We start from the raw sequence: 24937 nt of genomic DNA on the forward strand, positions 1-24937 counted from the left end.
AATCGACCGATGTTCCAGCAGTTTTGGGTGATCAACTAAACATTCCTCAAAGCCTCGGATAAGCCGGCTTGCGTGCGATGCTGAGGACATCGTTGGATGACGTTGGGTACGCAACTGGGGAAGGGAACCTCCATGGCGCACGCCTGCGGCGGGTCGCTCGCCGACTACGCACCACGGGACGTGCTGCGCACCGCCTCCGGACCCGGCGCGTTGACCGGGGTGCAGGCGCTGGTCCGGCTCCTGGTCGAGCAACGCCGCGCGGACCGGGACCGGGGCTGGCGGACCGCGGGACTGGTCTCCGGGTACCGCGGCTCTCCCCTGGGCGGGCTCGACCTGTTGCTGGAGCGGAACAGCGACCTGTTGGCCGAGCACAACATTCGTTTCGTCCCCGGCGTCAACGAGGAGCTGGGCGCGACCGTTGTCTCCGGCTCCCAGCTGGCTACCCAGCTCCCCGACCCGCGGTACGAGGGCGTCTTCGGCTTGTGGTACGGCAAGGCACCGGGCGTGGATCGTTCAATGGACGCGTTCAAGCACGGCAACTGGATGGGCACCACCGAGCGGGGTGGAGTACTCGTGGTCGCCGGTGACGACCCGGCGTGCAAGTCGTCCACGCTGCCGTCGAACTCGACCATGGCGCTCGCCGAGGCGGCCATGCCGGTACTCGCCCCTGTGGATGTCGCCGATGTCCTGCGCTTGGGCCGGTTCGGTTTCGAGATGTCCCGGTTCAGCGGGGCCTGGGTCGGTTTCCCGGTGGTCACCAACATCGCCGACGCCTACGAGATCGTCGGTCTCGGCACCCCGGTGGACGTCATGACCCCGGAGTTCGAGTGGGGCGGCACGCTTTGGAAGCCGACGAACCACCCCGGGGTCACCATCGCCGAGGCGGTCGCCCTGGAGCCGGAGGTGCTGGAAGGCCGGCTGGCGGCTGCGGCCGCCTTCACCCGCGCCAATCGGTTGGACTTGGTCGAAGGGGCGAAGGCCGACGCGCGGCTCGGCCTGGTCGCCGCGGGCCACACCTACGCGCAGCTGCGCGCCGCGCTCGACCGGGTCGGCCTCACCGAGGAGGTCCTGCACCGACGGGGAGTCCGGTTGTTACGGCTAAGTCTGGTGTATCCGGTCGACCGCGCGGTGGTGCGCGAGTTCGCGGCCGGTCTTTCGGAGCTGGTGGTCGTCGAGGACAAGCGCTCCTTCGTGGAGAGCCAGTTCAAGGACGTGCTGTACGACCTTTCCGACCGCCCCCGGGTCTACGGCAAGCACGGACCGGATGGTGCGGCACTCGTCCCGGTGCACGGTGGGCTCGATGCCGACCGACTCGCCGCCGTGCTCGGCCCCTTCCTTGCGGAGCGGCTGGGTTGTGAGCACGTCGACCTGCGCTCATCCGGTCCGGGGCCACGACGCATCTCGCTCTCCCTGACTCCGGTCAACCGCACCCCCTACTTCTGTTCCGGCTGTCCCCACAACCGGTCGACCAGCGTTCCGGAGGGTTCACTTGCGGGGGCGGGCATCGGGTGCCACATCATGACCACGTTCATGGGCCGCAGCCTCGGTGTGACGCAAATGGGCGGTGAGGGTGCCAATTGGGTCGGTGCAGCTTCCTTTACCGACGTCGACCATTTCTTCCAGAACCTCGGCGACGGCACCTTCTTCCACTCCGGCCAGCTGGCCATCCGCCAGGCTATCGCCGCGAAAACCAACATCACGTTCAAGCTGCTCTACAACAGCGCGGTGGCGATGACCGGCGGGCAGCACGCTGACGGGTCAGTCGACCCAGTGGCCATTTCCTGGATGCTGCACGCGGAGGGGGTCGCGCGCACCGTCGTCGTCACCGAGGATCCGGCAAAGTACCCCCGGACGACGACCCGGTGGGCACCCGGTGTCCGGGTCCGGCACCGGGACGATCTTGACGACGTACAGCGGGAGCTGCGCGGCGTTCCCGGTGTGACGATGTTGCTCTACGACCAAGCGTGCGCCGCCGAGAATCGCCGCAAGCGCAAGCGGGGCCAGGCACCGGAACCCAGACAGTGGGTGTTTATCAACGAGTCCGTCTGCGAGGGCTGCGGTGACTGCGGCCAGAAGTCGAACTGTCTGAGCGTGGAACCGGTCGCGACCGAGTTCGGACGGAAGACGCAGATCGATCAGACCTCCTGTAACAAGGACTTCTCCTGTCTGCTGGGCGACTGCCCGTCCTTTCTCACCGTCGTCCCCGGTTCCGGAGCCGAGCGGAACGTGCGGCGCGAGGAGCTGCCCGGCGACCTTCCGGAGCCGATGGCAACGCCGGCCCAGGCAAACGTGGTGATGGTTGGCATCGGTGGGACCGGTGTCGTCACCACGAACCAGATCCTGGCTACCGCAGCCCTGCTCGACGGGTTGGACGCCCGCGCGCTGGACCAGACCGGTCTGAGCCAGAAGGCCGGCGCTGTCGTGTCCCATCTCAGGATCAGCCCCGAGCCGGACCACCGACCCGGCTTGGTGGATGCCGGTGGTGCCGATGTCTACCTCGCATTCGACGCGGTGGCCGCGACGACCGAAGCCAACCTGTCCCGCTGCGCCGGTAATCGCACCATTGCCGTGGTGTCCACCAGCGAGGTGCCCACCGGACGGATGATTGTCGACCCCACCGCGACGTATCCCAAGCGGAACGACCTGCTGGCGTCGGTACACGAGCGCACGCGCGACCTGGTGGCGGTGGACGCCCTCGCACTGTCCGAACGACTGTTTGGTGCCACCACGGCGGCGAACTTCCTCGTCGTCGGTGCCGCATACCAGAAGGGGCTCCTTCCCCTGCGAGCAGCGACGATCGAACGTGCCATCGAGCTGAACGGCGTCGGCGTCGTTACTACCATCCAGGCGTTTCGCGCGGGGCGGAAGGCCGTCCTGGAGCCAGGCTGGCCGGTCGAGACGCGGCGGCCTGCGCCCATACCGACCGGCCGGGTGACCCGGTCCGCCGCCGCGCTCGTCAAGGCGACCGGAGTCACCGGGGAGTTGCGCCGCCTGCTGGAGATTCGGGTCGCCGATCTGGCCGCGTACCAGGACCTCGCCTACGCCCGCCGGTACCTGGACGTGGTGACCCGCGTCCTGGCCGCCGAACGCGACCTCGGTGGGCACATCCTTACCGAGACCGTGGCGCGCAACCTCCATAGGCTCATGGCCTACAAGGACGAGTACGAGGTGGCCAGGCTCCACCTCAGCCCCGAGCTCGGCCGACAGGTGCAAGATCGGTTCGGCACCGGTGCCCGCATCCGGTATCTCCTACATCCTCCGGTTCTTCGTGCGTTTGGAATACGACGCAAGATCGCCCTCGGTCGAACCGCGCGTCCGGTCTTCGCCGTCTTGCGTGCCCTGCGACGGCTCCGCGGCACGCCGTTCGACCCCTTCGGCTACGCGCGGCTCCGGCGGATCGAACGCGAGCTGGTCACCGACTACCTCGGCGTCATCGACCGTCTGGTGGCCATAGTGTCCAAGGAGAACCGCGATCTGGCGGTCGAGATCGCCGGTCTGCCCGACCTCGTGCGCGGCTACGAGGACATCAAGCTCGTCTCGGTGGAGACCTACCGGACCAGGATGCGCGACCTCCTGACCCGGCTGGATTCCGTCCAGCCCACGCCCACGTAATTCGGTCTCCCCACCGGAGGAACGAGCACGATCCAAAAGAATAGAAAGTGGATGGAAGGGGTCGACCTCCCACCTTTTCCACACACCGGACCTGCTAACCCCGATTCAGGTTCGGGTCCGCACAACCGAGAACACGGAAACCGCAGTGTCAGCGAACTCTCCCGAATTCTCCGTCGATTTCAGCAGGGCGCAGCATTGCCGCGCCCCGAAATTGACCCCCGGACCGGGAAGACATTCGCTGGGAAGTACCGGACGGACCGCGCCGAGCGCGGTGTCCGCTGGTACGGACCACATTGCCAGAACCAGGCGAAGGTGGATTCGTCAATGGAAGCCGTCCTGACCGCGTCGGAGACCGACCTTGCCCCGTTCGCCCGTATCTCCACCGAGGTGCGCCACGCGAACCGGGTCAGCGACAACGACCTCGTCGACCTCGCCGCCGGCCGGGTCCTCGCCATCGTCGTCGAGGATTACTGTCCGCCGGAGCTGTGCCGGGAGGCGGCCCGGAAGTTGATCAACGACCACCGGTACGGCGAGTACGACAACGTGCCCGGGGTCCACAAGTGGGGCCTCAACACGTACGAGGGCCTGTCCAGTGCCGAGCGCGAGCAGCGCTACTTCGCCGAAGCGGTGCCCGCCATCCAGGCACTTCGCGACAGCTGGTCCCCGCACCTCTCCCCGATCGACCGACTGCGTCTGGAGCTGCAGGAGGCGTGGCCGGCCGGCGCCAACATGGGCTTTTTCAAGGGCCACAAGCTATTTGTCGGCCAAGCTCGGGTGTTCCCGAGCGGCGGCAACGGCGCGATCCCGCACCAGGACTTCCTCCCCTGGGAACTGCAGGACCTCAACGGTGTCACCGACGTGGGCGAGGTGCCCACGCTCGTCGGGCAGTTGACCGTCAACCTCTACCTCCAGACCCCGGCGAGCGGGGGCGAGCTGGAGCTATGGGCCCACGGCTACGACCACGACGAGTACGACGCACTACGGGCGAGTGCGGACAGTTACGGCCTGAACCGCGAGCTGGTGCCCGCCCCTGACGCGGTCCTGCGGCCGATCGCCGGCATGCTGATCATGTTCCACGCCTCCCGGGTGCACGCCGTCCGCCCCGCACAGGGCGTCGACCGCGTGGCGCTGAGCAGCTTCATCGGGGTCCACGCCCTGGACCAGCCACTCACCTACTGGAGCTGAGTGCCCGCCGACGCGCGGCGGCAGCGGAGGCAGAGCAAGAGAAGGTGACAACAAAGGTGAGCTCTCCCATCACGTCCCAGGCCACCACACGGACCCGGCTGGCGAACACTGGCGCCTGGCAACCGGGCGATCCCGTCGGCCATCGTCGTCTCGCGGAGGTGTTCACCGAACAGTCTCCGCTCCAGCTGGTGTCCGGGGAGCTGTTCGCCCCGGTCACCGTCGCCTACGAGGCGTGGGGCGCGCTCAACGCGGACGCCTCCAACGCGATCCTCGTGCTGCCCCCGCTGACGATGGGCACCGACGCCGCGAGTCATCCGGACGACCCGACGTCCTCCCCGGGGTGGTGGGAATACCTGATCGGACCGGGCCGGGCCCTGGACACCGACCGGTTCTTCGTGGTCTGCCCCAACACCTTCGGCAGCTGCCAGGGTACGACCGGCCCGGCCAGCCTCGACCCGAGCGGCCGGCCGTGGGGATCGCGCTTTCCCCGAATCGATGTGATCGACCAGGTCACCGTGGAAGCCGCGCTCGCCGACGCGCTCGGCATCCGGCGCTGGGTCTCGGTGATCGGCATGTCTATCGGAGGGGCACGGGCCCTGGAATGGGCCGTGTCCCGCCCGGACCGGATGGGCAGCGTCGTCCTCATCGCCTCGACCGCCGCCACCCGACTCCAGCAGTGGGGTCTGCTCACCCTCCAGATCGAACTGATCCGGGAGCACCCGGGATTCCACGGGGGCGACTACTACGAGCTTCCCGAGGGGAACGGGCCGCGGGCCAGCATCGCGATGGCGCGCGCATTCGGGCACCTCGGTTATGCGACGGAACGGTACTTCCAGGACCGTTTCGCCGAGACGGCCTGGGACGCCGACCCCGAGCAGGCACGGACGGAGTTCGAGGGCTACCTCTTCGCCCAAGGCCAGAAGGTCGCGGAACGCTTCGACGCCAACAGCTACGCAGTCCTGTGTGACGCCGCCCGCACCCACAACGTGGGTCGCGGCCGGAGCGGGATCTCCGCCGCCCTGAAGCGGGTGACCTGCCCCGCCCACGTCGTCGGCTTCGACACCGACACCGCCATGCCGCTGGAGGCCCAGCGCGAGCTGGTGACCACGATCCCAAAGGCCGAACTCACCGTCGTCGAGACCACCAACGGTCACTACTCGGTCTTCTACGAGCAGCAGCGACTGGACCCGGTACTCCGCAGGGCCGCTCGGGATGCCGAGTCGGGGGAGTGAGGCATGCGGCAGACCGCCGACAACGGGACGCTGCTGGTCGTCCTCACCGGTGCCTTCATGGGCATCCTCGACTTCTTCATCGTCAACGTCACAATTCCCTCCATCGAGGGTGATCTCGGTGCCACCACCGGCCAAATCCAGCTCGTCGTCGCCGGCTACGCCCTCGCCTACGCGCTCGGCCTGGTCACCGGCGGGAGGCTGGGCGACCTGCAGGGCCACCGCCGCGTGTTCGTCATCGGACTGACCGCCTTCACCGTGACCTCGCTGGCCTGCGGTCTGGCCACCTCAGCCTGGCTGCTGGTGGCCTTCCGCGTCCTGCAGGGCGCGTCCGCGGCCCTACTGACCCCCCAGGTCCTGTCCATCCTCAACATCAACTTCACCGGGCCGGCCCGCGCCCGCGCCTTCGCCGCCTACGGCGCCACCCTCGGTCTGGCCGCGGCGTGCGGCCAGCTCATAGGTGGGTTGTTGGTGGCCTGGAACCCTTGGGGGTGGGGCTGGCGCACCTGCTTCCTGATCAACCTGCCGATCGGCCTAGCCGCTCTGGTGGCCGTCCGGTTCCTGGTACCGAAGTCCCGGTCAAGCCTCGTCCGCCGGCTGGACCTACCCGGTGTCGCGCTGGCCACCCTGAGTCTGGGTGCCCTCATCGTCCCACTGGTACTGGGCCGGGAAACTCACTGGCCGACATGGGCATGGATGTGCCTGGCGCTCTCGCTTCCCGCGCTCACCGTGTTTGTGCGTTACGAACAGGGCCTTGCCCGCCGCGGCGGCTCCCCGCTGATCGAGACCTCCCTCTTCACCGATCGCAACTTCGTTACCGGGCTGGTCATCGTGCTGGCCTTCTACGCCAGTCTCGCCTCGTTCTTCCTGGTCCTGTCTGTCTTCCTGCAAAACGGCGCGCACCTGACCGCCCTCGCCGCGGGCACCGCGTTCACCCCGCTCGGCGTGGGTTTCGTCGCCACCTCCAGCCTCAGCGCCCGCATCGGCGCCGCCCTCGGCCGCCAGGCCCTGACCCTGGGCGCCGCCATCATGGCCGTCAGCTACGCAGTCCTATGGTCAGCAACCACGGACCCCAACCAGCTCAACTGGCTCCTGCTCGGTACGGGCCTGTTCCTCAACGGCCTCGGCGAGGGGGTCGTGATGACTCTCCTCATCTCCACCGTCCTCACCGGTGTCCGGCCCGACCACGCCGGCAGCGGCTCCGGCATTCTCACCACCACCCAACAGTTCTCCAGCGCCCTAGGCGTCGCCCTCATCGGTCTCATCTTCTACGGCGTCCTCGGCCCATCCAACTACCCCGCCGACCATGCCAACGCCTTCCACGCCAGTCTCCTCTACACCACCGGTCTCCTCCTCCTAGTGACGCTTCTGGTCCAACTCCTCCCCACACGCCGCAGCGCCCACCACATGACCTCCACTCCCGAAAAGGCATCAACGTAGACGAACCGACGGGCGGAGTCTCCTCGGTGGTGGGAGTGGTCTTCCCCGCAGACCGAGGGCTTGGTGCGGCGGGTTGAGTGCGGCGGTGGTGTGGTCGGGGGTCTGTCAAATCAACGGCTCTGTCTTACTTTCGGCTCTGTCTCACCGAAAGTGAGACAGAGCCGTTCATCCAAGCGGCACAAGTTGAGGGGGTACATCGAGTGCGTTCGCTGTCCGGATGATTCCTTCCTGCTGCTACGGCAATGGTCGCGACTGCCGCGGTGTTCGACGGCACCGCCTCGGGAGCCGACGGGACGACCAGCAGCGGGGCGATCGCGGACTTCGAGAAAAAGAAGATCAACCTTGCGCAGGGGTGGAGTGAGACGCAGGCGTGCGTGGTGTTCTCGCCGAATGATGTGCGCTGCTATGCGGATCCAGGTTCGCACCCAGCGCTGCGGTCCGCGCGCGTCCAATCAGGCCCGGGTATCGGTGGCTTTGCTGGTGAGCCAGCAACTCCTCATACACGGGCGCTTCCAACGTTCCCGAAGTCAGCGCGTGACACGCTCCCCACAGCAAGACCCCGATCACGAAGTTCGGGTACGACGGCGCGACCGACCACAGCACCACGTGCCGCACCGCAGCAACGCGCCAAGCGCGAGCAGTTGTCGCCGCGAGGCCATGTCGGCCCACGCGCCCGCCGGGACTTCCAGTACCAGCGCTGCGGCGGTCAACAGCAGGAACAACGAGGAGACAGCGCCGGCGCCCAGGCCGGTGTCGGCGAACAGTAACGTCGCTACCGGCACCAGCGGAATGAAGTCATTGAGCACGACGAAGGCGTACAGCCGGATGTGGAGCCCATTCGGCGGATGAGAATCCGATGTCGTCACGTCGCCGCCAGCTTCCGCGATGGTCATCTCACCGGAGAGCACGCTCAACACAACCCGGATCTTGTCCTCCACCGGGAACACCGGGGGACGGCTCATCGTCAAACCTCCTGCTCAGGACCCTACATAACCCCTGAGCCACAAAGTCTGACGCGGGAGACAAACTCAATCAGCGCCAGAGCCGAAAACTTGACGGTCCCGGACAATGCTGCCTTCTTGTCCAGGCGATGATGGAGGTCTGCTGCTGCTGAAGCCGCCAGGCGCCTACACCGTGCAGGGCGACAGTCAGCTTCTGCTTGACGCCTTAACGAAGGAGAGGCAGAACCATCCGGTGCCCGCGGCCCCAGCGTTACGACCCGACCTTGTGGGGGTGGTGGCGGTAGGCCGTTTCCACCAGAGGCAGGTAGCCCTTGAGTTGACCGACGCGGTTGGGGTGGTAGGACTCCTGGATGGGCACGGCGAGTGAGTGAATGTAGGGGTTGGTGGAGCAGACCCCATGCCCGGCGAAGGCGTCTCGCGCGTCCGTGTAGTGGAACCCGGCGGCCTCAGCGCGGTGCTTGATGGTGTCGTTGAGCAGATCCGCCGCGTCATTCAGTGCGGCTCGGGTGTCGGCGCGGAGGAGTTCCTCGCAGTCGGAGAGCTCGAAGAGCCGGGGATAACCGAGTACGACGACCCTGGCTGCGGGGGCACGTTCCGCGATCTCCTGATAGGTCACGTCGAGCCGGTCCGGCAGCGTGGTGCGGGCGAACTTCTTCGCCCTGTCAATGGCGGTTTGGCACATCTGCTCGTGGCCCAGGATGCAGTTGACGAGCACACCGGGGAATCCGGCGTCATTGCCCCCGATCGTGATCGTGACGAAGGTGGTGCTCGTGCTCAGCGCGTCCATCTGCGTGGAGCGCACGGTCGCCGTGCTGGCACGTTCGCAGGCGACGAACGTGAACGAATCGACCCTGTGACGTTGCCGCCAGAGTTCGGGGTAGGCCATCTTGCTGCGTCTGCAGTCGCCGCTGGCGGGATCGTACTCACCCGCGCCCGTCCCGGCCGAGTACGAGTCACCCAAGGCCACGTAGTGGATCGGAGCCCGTGCCGCGGCAGTGCCGCTGGTCAGCGAAATACCCAGGAGGATGAAGACGAGGGCGCCCAGCACGGTGGTGCGACGACGCATGGTAACTCCCGTTCGGCCGACTGTGATGATGATCAGGCATACCACGGTGAACGAACTATGGGGAGGGATCGGCAGGAATTTGTGGATCACCAGCTTTGCGGGGCGACTGTGCCGCGGTCGCCGCTGTCGTCGGGCCGCGCGGCCGTCGCGGGTGAAGATGGCGGCGCCGTCGCCCCACGGCGAGGAGTTGATCAGGCTGATCGCTTCCTCGTAGGTCCAGGCACGGGCCACACACAGCACCGGGCCGACCTCGCCGGCATGGGACTCCCCGAAATGAGGTGCTTCGAGACGGATGCCGCATCCTCACGACGGCAGGTTGTGGGGTGTGATCACCTGGATCTGGGAAGGGGCGGGTGGTGGGGTTGTGGGCAGTGCGCGGTGGGTCTGCATCACCACTTGGCAGGCGTGGCGCATGTCGGTGTGGAGGTCGTGATGCAGGACCGCGGAAATCCGGCCTTGGCGGAGCAACTGGATGTTGTCGACGTCGAGGTCGTGGGCGATGTACACCGCGCATTCCCGGCCGGCTGCGGCGAATGCGTCCAGTGTTGCGACGTTCCCGCCGCCGATGGAGTAGACAGCGTTGATGGTCAGGTCGTTGGACAGGCAGTCGTCGACGCGGTCACGAAGGGTTGCGTCAAGCCCGTCGGTGTCGCTGATTTCCACCACTGATCGGGAGAGCCGCCATGAGCGCATCGCGGCACGGAAGCCCATCTCCCGTTCCTCCTCGCCGCGGAAGAAGCCGCGGCTTACCGTGACTAGCACGCTCCCCGGCCGATCACCGAGCCACTGCTGGATGAGATAGGCGGCGGTGGCCCCGGCCGCTCGGTTGTCGATGCCGACATAGGCCGCCCGGCGACTTGTGGGCAGGTCGGTCACCAGGGCCACCACCGGGATTCCCGTCGTGGTCAGCCGATCGACAGCGGCCACCATCTCGGGGACGTCGGGGGCCTTGAGCAGTACACCCTGGGATCCTCGACGAGCGATCGTGTCCAGGGTGTCGAGCAGGTCGTCGACCGGCCAGGACTCACGCAGGTGGAACCGGACCCGGATGACCACGGGCCGCAGCAGCGGTAGCTCTGCCTCCAAGGCGCCGCGGACCGCGTCGGAGAACCGCTGCGGGGCGTGCATCACGACGTCGATGAGGAAGGTGCGGCCAGTCAGCCGGAGTTGGGTCTCCTGGCGTTCCAGATCGGTGAGGGCCTGTTCGACGGCCCGGACGGCGCGGGCGCTCACGCCGGGGCGCCGGTGCAGGACCCGGTCGACGGTTGCCTCGCTCAGCCCGGCCTGGCTGGCGATGTCCCGGATTCGGAAGCGCCCGGTCATCCCGTCCCCGTGAGGTCTTCTTGAGGGATTTATGGGGTGGAGTGAGGTGTTCGAGCCTGCGAGCATAAGGCCACTCCCGCCCGATGGGAACCGCAGTGCGAAAGGACCTGCCGTGACCGTCTTGCCGACCTCGACCCGGGTGTGGCTGTCCGAGGACGACTGCCGCCTGGAGGACCTGCTCGCGATCATTGGCGCGACCACCAACATGGACGACTATCCGCACGCCCGTGCGGTGGAGCAGGGGGTGCTCGTCTACGACAGCGCGATGCTGCCCCGTAGCTCCGATCGAACTCGCCGGGAGATACAGGCCGAGTGGGTGCGCGCGTTGACCGATGGTCCCGGAGTCATCGTCTGCCACGGAGCCTTCGACGATCACGATGTGGTCGACCGCGCCACCGACGCGTTCGCGGCGATGATCGCCGATCAACGCACCGGAGGTGGCACCTCCGGTGACCACTTCGCCAGGCCGGGCGCCAACGACCGGGTGTGGAATGCGCTGGAGAAGCTCGCGCTCCACGATCCCGCCACCTTCGTCGACTATTACGCCAACGACGTACTCGCTCTGGTGTGCGCCGCCTGGCTCGGCCCCGGGTACCAGGTGACCTCACAGATCAACGTCGTCAACCCCGGTGGTCAGGGCCAGACGGTGCACCGTGACTACCACCTCGGGTTCCAGAGCAACGACGTCGCCGCGCAGTATCCGGCGCACACGCACGTCCTGTCCCCGGTGCTCACGTTACAAGGGGCGGTGGCCCACTGTGACATGCCGATCGAGTCCGGCCCCACGCTGTACCTGCCGCATTCCCAGAAGTACGAGCTGGGGTACCTCGCCTGGCGGCGGCCGGAGTTCCGCGAGTACTTCCAGACCCATCATGTCCAGCTTCCGCTGGCCAAGGGCGACGCGGTGTTCTTCAACCCGGCCCTCTATCACGCTGCGGGCAGCAATCATTCCCAGGACATCCGGCGCATGGCCAACCTGCTGCAGGTCTCCTCGGCCTTCGGACGCGCGATGGAGAGCGTCGACCGCACCCGGATGTGCCGGGCGTTGTATCCGGTCCTGCTCGAACGCAGGATCGCGGGGTGGGTCGAACCATTGCTGGACAACGCGGTGGCCGCCGCGGCCGAGGGCTATTCCTTCCCCACCAATCTCGGCCACGACCAGCCTCTGGGCGGGTTGGCCTCACAAACCCAGGCCGACCTGGTTCGGCAAGCGCTCCGGGAGGGATGGGATCCCAGCCGGTTCGAGGCCGGGTTGGACGCGCACGCCCAACGGCGACTTGCCTGACGACAGGGAGAAAGCATGCGTACCTGTCGGTAGGAGGTGCCAGTGAACCGTGACGTGCGTCCCAAGCAGGCGGTGCCCGGACTGCCCCGTCCAAAGGTATCCCCTACCGGCGGGTGAACACCCACACGGGGAAGAACTTCTGACGCGTCGGTGCCCCTCGCAGCGATCTCAGCCACGTCCAGAATGGACGTGAGGCCGTCGCCACCAACAGCAGCTTGTCGTGGGTGTAGGTCCCGTCGTGCGCCACCACGACCAAGGACGTGCCCGTGCGCGAGAAACAGCGCGGTTTAAGAGGTTCCGATGACACCCGCACCGATCACAGCGACCTGACTGATTGTTCGGCCCCGGTGTTGCTGTGGTGACATAAGGTTGTTCCCTCTCTCGTGGAGATGGTCGGTTTATCCGAGGCGGGGTAGGTATATTTGGTTGACGATCTGGTACTTGCCCGATTCGGTCACCTTCATCACGACGTAGCGGTGCTTGTCGGCAATGAACCACTACCCTGTCATGCGGTTGGGAACATTCAGCGGCCACTAGACCGTTTCTGTGAAATCTCGCCCGCAGACCCCGCCACCATCCCGTGGCGGGGTCCGGGCGGGGAGCCGTCGGTGCGGCATCACTACTTCTTGCGGTTGCCGAGGATGGCTTCGGCCAGACGGACGCCGGCGTCGTAGACCTCGGTGCCCTCCGCAACGTCGAGTTCGAGGTCGAACACCGTACAGATCCGTGCGGTCATCCAGTAGTAGCCGACCAATCCCACGATCTCGACGAGCTGACGATCGTCCACGTGACGGCGGGCGGCCTCAAAGATCGAGTCGGGAACCGTTGGCCCGTCGACGACCGCGACGGCGAAGGCCAGCACGGCCTGGTCTGTCTCGTCGAAACACGGCGCGGTCAGCTCGCCGCGATCCAACGCCGCGATCTGCTCGTCGGTGGCGCCTGCCGCCTTGGCCGTCGCCACGTGTTGCACCCACTCGTACTCGCAACTCGCCCGTCGGGCGGTGGCGAGCGTGACCAGTTCCCGACGTAGACGTGAGAGCCGCAGGCCCGCGAACTGCGCGGCCCCCAACTCGATGACCGGCCGAATCGTGGCCTCCGAATACGCCCACATGGTGAACAAGTTGAGCCTCAGCCCCTTCGAGGCGAGGTTCTCAAGATCCGGGGGCAGTGTCTCCGGATACGGGATGCGCGCCATGTCATACTCCTTCCACTGGGACATAATCTCGTTTGATCGATTTCGAAGTGCGCTAGTCGACGGGTCCGTATACGCGTAGGGCGTTGTTTCGGAAGACCTTGCGCAGGACGTCATCGCCCCGGGGTCCGAGAACGTCGACCAGCATGCCCGCAAGCGTGGGCACTGTCGCGTTCGGTTTGTCCATGGGGTAGTTCGATCCGAACATCAGACGGTCGGCTCCGAAAGCGTCCGTCACATGGTCGATCAGGGGACGCCAGAGTTCCTGGAGGATTTTGGGACCACCGATGTTGCCTTCCGATTCGTGGCCGTAGCCGAGTTGCGGAAACGCGAAACCCGAACACTTCACGACCACGTTCGGATGCTCGGCCAGCGCCCAGATGTGGTCCCGCCACTCACTGGCGATGCCGGCTCGCTGGGCCACGGTCCATCCCGTCCGTGATCCCATGGGCCCGAAGAGTCCGATCGGGGTTCCGCAGTGGGTCAGCACGATGGTTGCCTCCGGATACTCGCCAGCTAGCCGCGCGACGTCGCCGAGCTGGTTCGAGTAGACGGTGGCCTCGAAGGACAGGCCGCGTTCCACCAGCGCGGAAAACCCTGCGAGAAAATCCCGACTCGTCAGCAGTCCAGGTGCGTTGAACCAGCTCTTGACCTTCCGGTCGGGGTGCCACGCCGCGTTCAGGCGCACGGACCTGACCTTGGGGGTTACCGCGAGGTGGGCGTCGAGCAGAGTTCCGCATTCCGGTTTCCTCGGGTCCGCCTGTGCCACGATGGCGGCCAGGTTCGGTAGGCCGTTCCTGCCGAACGGGAGGGAGGTCAGCCACCTCGTCTCGTCGGCCGCCGCCAGTGGACCCTTGCCCTGCCATCCCGCCTCGACGTGCACGATGGAGGTGACCGGCGCACCCGCTGCCGCAGCGACGCCCTCGGCGTCAGCGGCGTACTGTTCGGTGAGGTACGGTTGCGCAACATGTTTTGGAGTGAGAATGAGCTCCCTGTCGCGTTGCGTCGCCAGCGTGCTGAAAAGTTTTTCGACAAGATGGGGTGCCATTTGGTAGGGCCTCGCGAGAACGCTGGCTTCTCGCGGGGTCCGTAGTGGATCCCATTGATGGACGTGGGTATCGACCACACCATCGACAATACCCTTGAGACTGTGTACCATTTCGCCTCCCGAAAACCGACCGGATATCAGCGGGGCGTTGTCGTTGTTCCGAAGGTTGTGCGTGAGAACCTGACCCCGTACTGGCCCCCGAGTGCGAGCGGATCCGCTTCTGGAACGAATGTGCGACCACACCTTTTCGGGTGACGCAGATCGCGAACGCGGATCCACAACCGGGTGGTTTCCGGCGCAGGGGTGGAGGTGATTGTCCGGACGATGTTCCTGTCGTGGTGTGCGGCGCTCCGTGCTGCGGCGATCATGTCGTCGACGACATCGATCCTGGCCCTGTCTGGCACCGTCCGCGGCCGGTCGCCAAGTCGGGCTGGCCTTCCAGTATCGCCTCGGATCGCCCCGTGAGCATCTGCTGAGGGCACCCTGTCGGGTGAGGCGTCCCCTGAATCTTGGGCGATGCTGAAGGCGTTGGTCTCACCGATGGCCATGGCAATTCCTTGATTTCGCGACCCTGGTTTTTGGTGGGTGCGCACTGGTCGTTTGGACGGGCCTGGTGGCGCGGGTGGAGCCGGGCTGGATTGCGTGGTGGTGGCTGCCGAGGTGGAGGAGGGTCTTGATGGCGTCGGACAGTTCGCTCGACGCGTGGGTCGACGTGGAGGCCGACCGCCACGCCACATAGCCGTCTGGCCGGATGAGGACGGCTCCGTCCGGCGCGAGACCGTAGAGGTCGCAGAACCGTCCGTCGCGGTCCTGCAGGCCTTCGCTCCCGATGCGGTAGCGCGCAATCGGGACGTCCAACCGGTTTGCGACCTCGTCGGCCGCGGCGATCCAGCCATGACCGTGTTCGGCGGCCAACAGCGTCAGACTCGTGCCGATGAGGTCAAGTGTTGACAGCGGAGATTGCGGATTGCCGAGCCAGAGATGTGGTGCTCGGCATCCCGGTGTCGCGCTGGGCACGTAGCCCGAGTAGGGGTCGTCGGCCTGCGGGGCGGCCGAGCCGTCGGGGACGATGGCCCCGGAGTCGTAGACGGTTCCGAACTCGATCCCGAGCTGGTTGCCCCAGCGACGTACAGTCGTCGCGACATCGACCGGATCTGCTTCGGTGCCGTGACCCGCCAACATGCTTGCTCGGATCTTTTCGATCGAGTAATAGTTGTCCAGTGATTGCTCCACGGCCCAGCGTGCCGGATTCTTGCGCTCGGTTTCGTAGGTGTGAACGAGCGGCTCGCCGGCATGTCCGTCGAGGACGTAGGCGAGTTTCCATACCACGTTGTGCATGCCCTGGATGCCGGTGTTCACTCCAAGCCCGCCGGTCGGGGGGAGCTGGTGAGCGGCATCGCCACACAGGACAACTTTGCCGCGGGTGAACTGCTCGGCCACGGTGGCATTCATCCGCCAGCGCGTCGTCGCCAGGATCTCGACCTCCAGATCGGCGACTCCGGTACCCTGACGTATCCACTCGGTAAGGCGTTCGTTCGAAAAGTTCGCGAGGTCCCAGTCGTCCGGTGACACCGCGATCTGACAGAGCCAGCGATTGTCGAAGCACAGCGGCTGGAACGCACCGGTTGCCACCTCACTGGAAACGAGATAGAAGTTGGCCGGCCGGTTGGCGAGAGAGGACTCGAGGCCGGCCCGGAAGTAACAATTGATGAAGTGCGCGACTCCACGTCGCCCCGCACGCCTGATGTGTAGTGCCCGCCGGATGAAGCTGTCCGAACCGTCGGCAGCGATCAGTGCGGCACCCTCAAGGGTGGTGTTTTCGCCGGTGGCAACGTCGGTCGTGGCGACGGCCACGTCCGTGGCATCCGGTTCCCCGCCGCGCAGCAGCGCCTCGACACGGTTCCCGAACCGCAGGGTGATATGCGGATCGGCAACCGCCGCGTCGAACAACACCGGCTCGAACCGGTCTTGTGAGGACATCACGGGTTCGGTCGGGGTGATCTGACTGCCCGGCCCGGCGAAGCCTCGTGTGGGAAAGCTGACACGTTCGTTGCCGACGACCGAGTCGAGCAAGCGGATGGAGTTCTTCCATTCCGGTGCGCAGTCGAGTCCTCGAAGTCGGCCCGCAACCTGGTTGCCCCATCCGCGTGCGATCTCCAGCGTGCGTGAGTTCAGGAAACGTGTCTTGGGATGATCCGAGGTGCCAGGACGCTGCTCGATGACGACGGACCGGACTCCGAAACGAGCAAGCTCAAGAGCTGTGGCGAGCCCAACGGGTCCGCCCCCGGCGATCAGCACAGGGCGTGTCGACGCCTCACCGGTCCCACCAGCTGAAGGGCGACTCTGTGCGGTCATAACGCCTCCGAGTTTCTTTACGTTACGGTGCGTAACTTTAATAAGCGCAGCGTATGGGTGTGATAGCGTTCGTCACGTGCCGGAGCGAACATCATCAGCGTCGACCGCGACGAAGCGTCGCCCCGGCCGCCCTCGCAGTGACTGGGCACGGTCCGCCGTAATGGAGGCGACCTGGGAACTGGTCCAGCAGTCACCGGTGAGCGACGTCACGATCCAGGCGATCTCGAAGCGCTCGGGAGTGAGCAAGCCGACGATCTACCGCTGGTGGCCGAACCGGAACGCCGTGGTCATCGACTCCGTCTTCGCCAGGGTCGCGGACGAGATGACGTTTGACGAAACCGGGTCAGCAGTCGAGACACTGAGCGACCAGTTCAGACGTGCTCTTTCCCTGCTACGTAGCCGTCCGGGCCGGATCCTGGCCGAAATTCTGGCCGAAGGCCAGTCCGATCCGACAGCGCTGGCCAGCTTCAATGAGTTGTTTCTCCAGGTTCGTCGCGCCGAGGCTCGTACGCTGATCGAACGTGGTATCGCTACGGGTGAATTCGATCCACGTCTCGATGTCGACGTCGCGATCGACATGATCTACGGGCCCTTGTACTTCCGGCTGTTGGCGCGGCATCTCCCGCTGACTGACGCCGGTGACAGCATTCTGTACTGGGTGCTGTCAGGGTTGCGGCCACGTCGTGACCCTCCTTCGTCGTGAGCACGGCCAGCGCTGCGGTGCGACGACCGGGAACTGGTGAGCTCCTGACTTCAACGCGTCCTGCCTAGCCAGAAACCGCTCCAACAGTCGGGCGCGGTACTGGATCCGTTGTCGAGACGCAACTGCACGAGGCGACATTGCGCCGACGACTCCACCCCCGGACGCCCCGATCGGGCGCGAGCGGGTGTGTCCTCCACCGCTGCTGCCTGTTCCGGCTAGAGCCCGTGGCGGCGGGCGGTGACCCGTTCCATGGCGCGCCGTGGCAGCAGCCGTCGCAGGGTGAGGGCCAAGGGTGCCTCGCGGGCGACGGCGTAGAAGGGCTTCGGGTCCTGCGCCTCGATGGCCTTGACGATGGTCCGGGCGACCCTGACTGGAGGGACGCCGCGGGCTTCGGCGGAGTCGATGGCGTTCGCGACGCGACGACAGCGCTCGGTGTAGGGCGATCCCGCGGTGAGGGTGCGGTCCCGGCGGGCGCTGATCCCGGTGTTGACCGATCCTGGTTCGATCACGGTACAGGTCACACCGAACGGCTCGACCTCGGTACGGAGTGCGAGTCCGAATCCCTTGAGCGCCGCCTTGGACGCCACGTAGCTGGAGCGGAAGGCGACCGGGAAGCTGGCCTGCATCGAGCCGACCATCACCACCCGCCCGTAACCGCGTTCCCGCATTCCCGGCAGCACCAGTTGGGTGAGCTGAACCGGGCCGAACACGTTGGTCGCGAACTGTAGTTCCAGGGCTTGCCGCGGGACGTCCTCCAACGGGCCGACCTGACTCTGTCCGGCGTTGTTGACCAGCACGTCGACCGGCCCGGCGAGTTCCGCGCAGCGCGCGACGCTGTCCGGGTCGCCAAGGTCGAGCGGGAGGTAGTGCACTCCCGGCACCCGCTCGGTCTCGGGCAGCGACTCGGGGTTCCGGCACGTGCCCAACACGCGGTACCCGCGCTCGGCCAGCAGCCGGGCCGTCTCCCGGCCAATCCCCGACGAGGCCCCGGTGACCAGGGCAGTTCGCGTTTCTGAGTGACTCACGTCTCATCACCACCCCTCAAACGAATACACCTCTGTATCTGATACGACACTGTATCTACAGCCCTACCGAGACTGCAAGCACAACCCCGACAACCCGAAGCAACCAGGGCAGACATCACTCAATAGAGGGAGCATGGCCACCTTGCGATCGGATACAGAGGTGTATCGGATACGTTCATGTATGTCACGTTCGTGCGGTGCGAGGACGCCGTGCCGATCAGGGAGACGCCGATGTCGAAGAGTCCGACGAAGCGACGTCCGCAGACGTTGGCCAACCTTCTGGACGCGGCCTTGGAGGTGTTCGCGGAGCGCAGCTTCTACGGTGCGTCCATTGAGGACATATGTGACCGTGCTGGCTACACACGTGGTGCGTTCTACTCCAACTTCAGTAGCAAGGAAGAGCTGTTCCTGGCACTGTTCGACCGGCACAACCAGCAGGTACTGGACGAGCTGGAAGAGGTGGTGACCCGCGCGGAACACGCCGCGGACCCCGCCGAGGTGGTGGCGAAGTGGACCAGCGGGCGAGATGCCGCCGAGCGTCGGTGGTATCTGGTGTCGGCCGAGTTCTCGCTGTTCGCCGCGCGTAACCCGGACACGGCCGCCCGGCTGGCCCAGCATGCGGCTCAGGTGCGTGCCAGGATCGTGCGGCTGCTGGAGGTGTTGTTCGAACGGAGGGGCGCGCGGTCCCAGGTCGACCTGGACCTGGTGGCGCGGCTTGCCGTGGCCATCCGTGAAGGCGGCATTCTGCAGTCGCCGGCGGAACCGGAGGAGCTGCCCGCGGGTGAGCTGGAACGACGGTTCCTTCCCTTGATCCTGCGCGTCATCGCGGCCGAGCATCAAGGAAAACCGAAGTGACTCAGGGCAACAACCACGAAGCCCATGGTCGTCCTCGGTGGTCCCGCGACGAGCAAATGCCGCGGTGGCGGGACGGACACCCAGATGCTGTGTACCACGAAGACGGTCGGTCCGGAGCATGCTGGCGCCGAACGCGCCTCGGCGTACCGAATCCATCCGCATGGCGGGAGCAGATGGGGACGAACTCCAAACCGCACGTCACCACGCCCACGACAGGCCCGAATACCTACACGTGAGGAACAACGCGCTCCAAGCCTACTCCAGCAGGGAAAACGGCCAACGCCTCACACACGATCACCGACACCCAACGCCCAGATGACCATCCCCCTGACCTGCACAAACACAGCATCAGAGGGACCCGATCACCACGTGGAGGTTGGAGGAGCTTACTCGAACACTGGCGACCGTGATGGGGGTCCGGGGGCGTGTCCCCGGTTGGGGTGTGGGGGCTCGGCCCCCACAAAACACAACGGGCGACGCGGCTTGCGCTCTCCGCAGGCACACGTCGCCCAGTCGCCCGTGGAGCTGACGGGATTCGAACCCGTGACCCCCACACTGCCAGAATTGTCCACAAAGGACACTAACCTGAAACCCCTGCCCTGAAGTATAACCGGCTCCGTTTGCCATCGTTGAGTGTAGTTCAGCGAAGTTCAATGCGCACCCTCGCTCCAGACTTGCTCCACCTGCTGCGGTGTGAAGGCGCGCGAACCCGGTGCCGCAGCAGGGATACTCCCTACGAACTCCGGGTGGAGCCCAGGGGGTGATCGATCTTCCTGCCGAGGCAGCGATCTACTCCAGCGACGGTGTGTGACTCGCCCCCTACGCGCTCACCGGCATCGGGCTCGTCCTCGTCGGCACCGCTCACCCAGCTCGACCAGGCGCTACCGGACAGCGCGAATGCGCTGTCGTTGCGCGCTCACAGCGCCGCATTGGCGCACACGTCCACAGTGTCGTTTCTGTGCTGTTGACCTGTGCAAGCTCATGACAAGTGGGAGACAAGGCACCGCTTCTAACGTACTTGGTACGAGGGCGTCAGGCCATAGCAGTGACTGACGTTCTCGCTGCTACCACAACACGGAGGAGAACAAGATGCGCAAGAACTACGAGCGCCCGACCGTTCGCAAGACCGGCACGTTCACCAAGGACACCGGCTACTTCCTGGGCCGGCACCGCGACGGCTTCAACGCGCTGCGCACCCACAACTGACGGTGCGGTAGTTGATGGCAAGGGGCTTGGGCGACGTTCAAACCATCGTTGCTCAAGCCCCTTGCCCCATAACGTGACCGGCTGGTAGTCCTTCCCCGGAGAGTCCAGATGCGCGCATTCCCCCAACCAACATCCGGTGATTCCTGGTTCGTGGTGTTTCCGGACCACCCCGATGTCACGGACCTGTGGGAGCGGTTGCGGCCGCACATCTCCTGCGTGCAGCACCATGCGAGCGGCCGACCGTGGATTGTCGGCGAGTGGGCCGAGAAGGAAATGAGTGTCGGAGCCGCTGGCGACACACGGCTCGCCGTGCTCGGGGAGCATCGGGTGTCGCCGGGTCGGCTGGCCCGCCTGGCGCGTCGGGTTTCCGCGCCCGGCGACCTAGACGCGTTCGCCCGGTCCGAGCCCGGCTCGTTCCATCTCGTCGCCTCGGTGGACGGGCTGGTGCGGGTGCAGTCCCCCGTGCTACGCCTGCGGCGGGTGGTGCGGGGCGCCACGCCGGCCGGTCAGGTCCTGGCGGCGTCCCGGGCCGACGTGTTGGCGTGGCTACTCGATCGGGACGTCGACCCAGCCAGGGTGGCGTTGCGGTTGCTCGACGGAGGAATCCCCTACCCGATAGACGCGCTGCCGTTGTTCACGGGCCTGGAGATCGTGGCTCTGGGCCATTATCTCGTCATCTCCCCGGCCGGTGCCGCCCGCGAGGTGCGTTGGTGGTGGCCACCCGAGCCCAGCCGCCCACTCCGGGAAGGCGCGTTGCTGCTGCGCGACGCCTTGGTCGAGGCGGTCCATCTCCGTGCCGCACACCTGAGCAACGCCAGCTGCGACCTCGGCGGCGTCGACTCGACCGCGGTGTGCAGCCTGCTGGCTGGTGAGCGGCTCCCGGTGCGGGCATGGACGGTCGCCAGTCCGGACCCATTCGACGAGGACCTGAGCTACGCGGGAAAGACCAGTGCCGCGCTGGGGATCGAACACGAGGTCATCGGTGCGGGGGAGATGCCGGTGGTCTACGACGGGCTCGGCGACGGTGCCCCGGTCGTGGACGAGCCCAGCCTGCTGATGATCGAGGAGAGCCGGTGCCACGCCCTGTTCGCGGCCGTCGCGTCCCGCGGTTCGCAAGCGCACTTCGGCGGCTACGGCGGCGACGAGCTGCTCCACGGGGAGCCGGCCTGGTTCCGGCACTACCTTCGTACCAATCCGGGCCTGGCCATCCGCAACATCCGTGGCTCGCGTGCCAACGGACGGTGGCCCTGGCGCGCGACCCTGCGCCAGCTCCTCGACCGCCGACCCTACGGGCAGTGGCTCCGGGGTTTCGCGCACGCCTTGGACCAGGGCCCGGCCGACGAGCACGAGCCGGTCCTGGACTGGAGCTACCCCGCCCGGTTCGCGCCCTGGACGACCGCGGAAGCGGTACAGGCCGCACGGGACCTGGTCCTGCGGGCCGCGGCAGACGCCGAACCGTTGGCGCCGAGCCACGGGATGCACCGCGAGCTGGCCATGATGGCCTCCTGCTCGCGGCTGCTCAGCCACCAACACGCGTTGGCCGCACGACATGACCTGACCCTGCACGCTGTGTTCTACGACATGCGGGTGATCGAGGCTGGTCTGTCCGTCCGCCCGCAGGAACGGATCTCCCGCTGGCAGTACAAGCCGTTGCTCGCCGAGGCCATGCGGGGCACGGTGCCCGAGGTGTCGCTGCACCGGGCCACCAAGGCCGAGGGCTCAGCCGTGGAGTACCAGGGAATCTGGCGGAACCGCCAGGCCCTGCTGGACTACTTCAACCGCCCGGTGCTCGCCGAACTCGGTCTACTCGACCGCAACCGGTTCCGCGACCTCCTCGAACGCACCCCGCCTACCGATCCGGTCTTCGCCACCCAGCTCGGTCCGACCGTGGCCGCCGAGGTGTGGCTCCGCCAGCACCACCACAGCCCCTGAACGCCGGGAGAACGCCATGAAGCTCGTCGACGACGTCGTCATCACCGAGACCGACTACGGCTACGTCCTGCTCAACGTGGTTGAGGGAACCTACTTCAACGTCAACCCGACGGGGACGGTGGTGTTGCGTGCCCTACTCGAGGGCGGCGCCGCCGCCGAGGCGGCCGACCGCCTCACCCAGGAGTTCGACGTCACCCCGGAGGAGGCGGCGCGCGACGTCGCAGACCTCATCGCCGAGTTCCGTCGGGAACGGCTCCTCGCCCCCTAGAGCCAGCAGACCCCTGATGAGGAGGTGCGCTCGCGGTGACCACCCCCGAAGCGATTCCCTATGCGCCGAAACAGGTCCCGCCCGCCCGGCGATGGATAGTGTTCGCCGTGTCCATGGCCGGTAAGGCGCTGGCCCGGCTCAACCCCCGTTCCGTGCAGCGGGTGCTCTCGACGGTGCGGCGTGGCGCGCGACCGGCCCGCTGCCAGGAAGTCGAGGAGATCCGGCGCACCCTGCTCCTAGTGAGCCTCGCCTGCGCGGCCCGGGAGGGCTGCCTGCGCCGCTCGATCACCGTGGCGCTGCTGTGCCGGCTGCGCGGCAGCTGGCCGACCTGGCACGTGGGGGTCCGCGCGGTTCCCCCCTTTGCCGCCCATGCCTGGGTCGAGGCGGAGGGGATCCCGGTTGGGGAGCACGTGCCGGCCAGCTACCTCCGTCCCCTGCTGTCGGTGCCGCCGACCCGCGGCACCGCGGGCTGACCACGATGGTGCGGCCGGACCGGGGCGGGCTCGGCCAGCTGGTTCCGCTGCTGCGGGGACACCGGCGCTGGGTGGCGGGCGCGATCGCGTTGGCGCTACTCGGCTCTCTGGTGGGCCTGGCCCAGCCCTTGGTCGTGCGAGAGGTGGTGGACCAGGCCGGCGCCGGCGTGATCGAGGTGAGCGCGCTTGGGGTGCTGGCGCTGCTCTTCGCCGGCCAAGCGGCGTTGGGTGCGGTGGGCCGGTTCGTCCTCCACCGCACCGGGGAGGGCGTCGTCCTCGGTATCCGGCTGCGGCTCGTCCGCCGGCTCCTCGAGGGTCGGATGGAGGTCTACCACCGACACCGAGTCGGTGACCTCATCTCCCGGGCCGGTGCGGACGGCAACGCGGTGCGGGCGCTGGTCGCGGGCGGGGCGAGCGACCTGTTCACCGGCCTGCTCGGCCTCGTCGGGACGATCGCGGTGATGGTCTGGCTGGATTGGACGCTGCTTCTCGTCGTGGCCGGGATGATTCTGGTGTCCGCGCTCGCGTTGCGCGGGGTGTTCACCGGCCTGGAAACCACGTCCCTGCAAACGCAACAGTCGCTCGGCGAGATGAGCTCGGATCTCGAACGCGCGTTGGGTGCCATCCGCACCGTCCGGGCCTACCGGGCCACCGAGCGGGAATGCGCGCGGATCGGAAGCCGGGCGCGCGCCGCCTACACCAGCGGTGTACGCATGGCGCGTTACCGCGCGCTGTCGGTACCAGCCATGGAATTGGCCGTCAACGGCTCGTTCCTCGTCGTACTGCTGGTGGGCGGTGTCCGGACCGCCGCCGGCTCGAGCACGGTCGCCGACATGGTCGCCTTCCTGCTCTACATGACTTACCTCACCGTGCCCATCAGCTCCATCTTCGAGGCGCTCACGACCATCCGGGAAGGCACCGGCGCGTTGCTGCGCGTGGGCGAGACCCTCCAGTTTCCACTGGAGGAGACCAGCGTCCGCCAGGCTCCACGCCAACCGGTCCCGGCCGTTGGCCGGACCGGAGCGCTGCTGGAACTACAGGACGTGCACTTTCGCCACGGGGCGGAACCCGTCCTGCGAGGTGTCTCGTTCGAGGTGCCGCGCCGCGGCTACACGGCGCTCGTCGGGCCGTCGGGCGCGGGGAAATCCACCCTGTTCGCGCTCATCATGCGGTTCTACGAGCCATCCCGGGGACATATCCGGTTCGACGGTCGGGACGTGCGTACGATGTCGATCAATGACTACCGGTCCCGGCTTGCCCTCGTGGACCAGGACGCCCCCGTGTTGTACGGAACGCTGCTGGAGAATCTCCGCTACGGCAACGAACACGCGACCGACACCGAGCTGTGGCGTGCATTGCGGACCGTGCGGCTGGACCGATTCGTTGAGCACCTACCGGACGGGCTGGACACCATGCTCGGTGAACGGGGTGCCACGCTGTCGGGTGGGCAGCGCCAACGGGTTGCCATCGCACGTGCCCTGCTGACCAAGCCCGAGCTGTTGCTGCTGGACGAGCCAACGTCTGCGCTCGATGCGGACACGGAGGCTGCGGTGACCGCCGCACTGCGGGCCCTCGCCCGGGACCGGGCGGTCCTGGTCATCGCGCATCGCGCGTCGACGATCGAGGTTGCCGACCACGTGATCCTGCTCGACGACGGACAGATTCGGCCGCGGTTCGTGCCGGCAGGTCAGCATGAACCGGCCCCCGACGGCCCGGTGGTACCGGAGACGCGACCCACCGGCTAGCCCGAAACGATGCGTTCGCGGGTTGGCCGCCCG

19 protein-coding genes are annotated in these 24937 nt (G+C 66.8%); 12 read left to right on the forward strand and 7 right to left on the reverse strand.

The genetic code is table 11. The features are described 5' to 3' along the window. Positions 1-96: 96 nt before the first annotated feature. The 4 genes from IEY55_RS05060 (at position 97) to IEY55_RS05075 (ending at position 7466) form a co-directional block, all read left to right on the forward strand. Complete coding sequence (locus IEY55_RS05060) at positions 97-3612, forward strand: indolepyruvate ferredoxin oxidoreductase family protein (RefSeq protein WP_229686069.1); 3516 nt, start codon at positions 97-99, stop codon at positions 3610-3612. Between the two features lie 324 nt (positions 3613-3936). After that, positions 3937-4797, forward strand: coding sequence for a 2OG-Fe(II) oxygenase (locus IEY55_RS05065; RefSeq protein WP_189054451.1), 861 nt, complete (start codon positions 3937-3939; stop codon positions 4795-4797). Positions 4798-4853: 56 nt separating this feature from the next. Further along, entirely contained in the window at positions 4854-6029 is a 1176-nt protein-coding gene (gene metX / locus IEY55_RS05070) for a homoserine O-acetyltransferase MetX (RefSeq protein ID WP_189054453.1), read from the forward strand. 3 nt (positions 6030-6032) lie between these two features. Continuing rightward, on the forward strand, positions 6033-7466 hold the full coding sequence (locus IEY55_RS05075; RefSeq protein WP_189054455.1) for an MFS transporter: 1434 nt from the start codon (positions 6033-6035) through the stop codon (positions 7464-7466). A 563-nt stretch (positions 7467-8029) separates the two neighbouring features. On the opposite strand, the gene IEY55_RS05080 is transcribed toward IEY55_RS05075, so the two are convergent. The 3 genes from IEY55_RS05080 to IEY55_RS05090 all read right to left on the reverse strand — a co-directional run bounded on the left by IEY55_RS05080 (position 8030) and on the right by IEY55_RS05090 (position 10817). Continuing rightward, positions 8030-8428 (reverse strand): hypothetical protein, encoded by a 399-nt coding sequence (locus IEY55_RS05080; RefSeq protein WP_189054456.1) that lies wholly within the window; start codon positions 8426-8428, stop codon positions 8030-8032. A 250-nt stretch (positions 8429-8678) separates the two neighbouring features. After that, positions 8679-9734, reverse strand: a complete 1056-nt coding sequence (locus IEY55_RS05085) for an SGNH/GDSL hydrolase family protein (protein WP_189054458.1) — start codon at positions 9732-9734, stop codon at positions 8679-8681. A gap of 63 nt (positions 9735-9797) precedes the next feature. Then, positions 9798-10817 carry a LacI family DNA-binding transcriptional regulator gene (locus IEY55_RS05090; RefSeq protein ID WP_189054460.1) on the reverse strand — a complete coding sequence of 340 codons (1020 nt, stop codon included), beginning with the start codon at positions 10815-10817 and terminating at the stop codon, positions 9798-9800. A 112-nt stretch (positions 10818-10929) separates the two neighbouring features. Here IEY55_RS05090 and IEY55_RS05095 point away from each other — a divergent pair, with 112 nt between their 5' ends. Next, entirely contained in the window at positions 10930-12102 is a 1173-nt protein-coding gene (locus IEY55_RS05095; RefSeq protein WP_229686070.1) for a phytanoyl-CoA dioxygenase family protein, read from the forward strand. Between the two features lie 619 nt (positions 12103-12721). Here IEY55_RS05095 and IEY55_RS05100 read toward each other — a convergent pair. The 3 genes from IEY55_RS05100 to IEY55_RS05110 form a co-directional block, all read right to left on the reverse strand. Then, complete coding sequence (locus IEY55_RS05100) at positions 12722-13297, reverse strand: carboxymuconolactone decarboxylase family protein (RefSeq protein ID WP_189054464.1); 576 nt, start codon at positions 13295-13297, stop codon at positions 12722-12724. A 52-nt stretch (positions 13298-13349) separates the two neighbouring features. Then, positions 13350-14342 carry an amidohydrolase family protein gene (locus IEY55_RS05105; RefSeq protein WP_373289966.1) on the reverse strand — a complete coding sequence of 331 codons (993 nt, stop codon included), beginning with the start codon at positions 14340-14342 and terminating at the stop codon, positions 13350-13352. 534 nt (positions 14343-14876) lie between these two features. Next, positions 14877-16640: an FAD-dependent monooxygenase gene (locus IEY55_RS05110; RefSeq protein WP_189054468.1), complete on the reverse strand. Its 1764-nt coding sequence runs from the start codon at positions 16638-16640 to the stop codon at positions 14877-14879. A 217-nt stretch (positions 16641-16857) separates the two neighbouring features. Between IEY55_RS05110 and IEY55_RS05115 the strand changes: the two genes are divergently transcribed. Beyond that, entirely contained in the window at positions 16858-17400 is a 543-nt protein-coding gene (locus IEY55_RS05115) for a TetR/AcrR family transcriptional regulator (RefSeq protein ID WP_189054470.1), read from the forward strand. Between the two features lie 215 nt (positions 17401-17615). Here IEY55_RS05115 and IEY55_RS05120 read toward each other — a convergent pair whose 3' ends face one another. Further along, positions 17616-18425, reverse strand: a complete 810-nt coding sequence (locus tag IEY55_RS05120; RefSeq protein ID WP_189054471.1) for an SDR family oxidoreductase — start codon at positions 18423-18425, stop codon at positions 17616-17618. 231 nt (positions 18426-18656) lie between these two features. Here IEY55_RS05120 and IEY55_RS05125 point away from each other — a divergent pair, with 231 nt between their 5' ends. The 6 genes from IEY55_RS05125 to IEY55_RS05145 all read left to right on the forward strand — a co-directional run bounded on the left by IEY55_RS05125 (position 18657) and on the right by IEY55_RS05145 (position 24904). Further along, the gene (locus IEY55_RS05125; RefSeq protein ID WP_189054473.1) at positions 18657-19280 is read left to right on the forward strand and encodes a TetR/AcrR family transcriptional regulator; all 624 of its coding nucleotides are present in this window, start codon (positions 18657-18659) and stop codon (positions 19278-19280) included. Positions 19281-20369: 1089 nt separating this feature from the next. After that, positions 20370-20486 (forward strand): keywimysin-related RiPP, encoded by a 117-nt coding sequence (locus IEY55_RS31875; protein ID WP_229686071.1) that lies wholly within the window; start codon positions 20370-20372, stop codon positions 20484-20486. A gap of 108 nt (positions 20487-20594) precedes the next feature. After that, positions 20595-22418, forward strand: a complete 1824-nt coding sequence (locus IEY55_RS05130; protein WP_189054475.1) for an asparagine synthase-related protein — start codon at positions 20595-20597, stop codon at positions 22416-22418. Between the two features lie 16 nt (positions 22419-22434). Next, a complete protein-coding gene (locus IEY55_RS05135) occupies positions 22435-22686 on the forward strand; it encodes a lasso peptide biosynthesis PqqD family chaperone (RefSeq protein ID WP_189054477.1) in 252 nt (83 codons plus the stop codon). A 35-nt stretch (positions 22687-22721) separates the two neighbouring features. Next, a complete protein-coding gene (locus IEY55_RS05140) occupies positions 22722-23159 on the forward strand; it encodes a lasso peptide biosynthesis B2 protein (protein WP_189054479.1) in 438 nt (145 codons plus the stop codon). A 5-nt stretch (positions 23160-23164) separates the two neighbouring features. Beyond that, on the forward strand, positions 23165-24904 hold the full coding sequence (locus IEY55_RS05145; RefSeq protein ID WP_189054481.1) for an ABC transporter ATP-binding protein: 1740 nt from the start codon (positions 23165-23167) through the stop codon (positions 24902-24904). Positions 24905-24937 lie beyond the last annotated feature (33 nt).

It is taken from the genome of Longimycelium tulufanense (genome assembly GCF_014645795.1).
GTDB lineage: Bacteria > Actinomycetota > Actinomycetes > Mycobacteriales > Pseudonocardiaceae > Longimycelium > Longimycelium tulufanense.

Excerpts from the sequence above, each read along its gene's own strand:
- IEY55_RS05125 (WP_189054473.1), top strand. The coding sequence starts at position 18,657 with ATGTCGAAGAGTCCGACGAAGCGACGTCCGCAGACGTTGGCCAACCTT.
- IEY55_RS05060 (WP_229686069.1), top strand. The coding sequence starts at position 97 with ATGACGTTGGGTACGCAACTGGGGAAGGGAACCTCCATGGCGCACGCC.
- IEY55_RS05105 (WP_373289966.1), bottom strand. The coding sequence starts at position 14,342 with ATGGCACCCCATCTTGTCGAAAAACTTTTCAGCACGCTGGCGACGCAA.
- IEY55_RS05100 (WP_189054464.1), bottom strand. The coding sequence starts at position 13,297 with ATGGCGCGCATCCCGTATCCGGAGACACTGCCCCCGGATCTTGAGAAC.
- IEY55_RS05145 (WP_189054481.1), top strand. The coding sequence starts at position 23,165 with ATGGTGCGGCCGGACCGGGGCGGGCTCGGCCAGCTGGTTCCGCTGCTG.
- IEY55_RS31875 (WP_229686071.1), top strand. The coding sequence starts at position 20,370 with ATGCGCAAGAACTACGAGCGCCCGACCGTTCGCAAGACCGGCACGTTC.
- IEY55_RS05065 (WP_189054451.1), top strand. The coding sequence starts at position 3,937 with ATGGAAGCCGTCCTGACCGCGTCGGAGACCGACCTTGCCCCGTTCGCC.
- IEY55_RS05135 (WP_189054477.1), top strand. The coding sequence starts at position 22,435 with ATGAAGCTCGTCGACGACGTCGTCATCACCGAGACCGACTACGGCTAC.
- IEY55_RS05130 (WP_189054475.1), top strand. The coding sequence starts at position 20,595 with ATGCGCGCATTCCCCCAACCAACATCCGGTGATTCCTGGTTCGTGGTG.
- IEY55_RS05090 (WP_189054460.1), bottom strand. The coding sequence starts at position 10,817 with ATGACCGGGCGCTTCCGAATCCGGGACATCGCCAGCCAGGCCGGGCTG.
- IEY55_RS05080 (WP_189054456.1), bottom strand. The coding sequence starts at position 8,428 with ATGAGCCGTCCCCCGGTGTTCCCGGTGGAGGACAAGATCCGGGTTGTG.
- IEY55_RS05115 (WP_189054470.1), top strand. The coding sequence starts at position 16,858 with ATGGAGGCGACCTGGGAACTGGTCCAGCAGTCACCGGTGAGCGACGTC.
- IEY55_RS05075 (WP_189054455.1), top strand. The coding sequence starts at position 6,033 with ATGCGGCAGACCGCCGACAACGGGACGCTGCTGGTCGTCCTCACCGGT.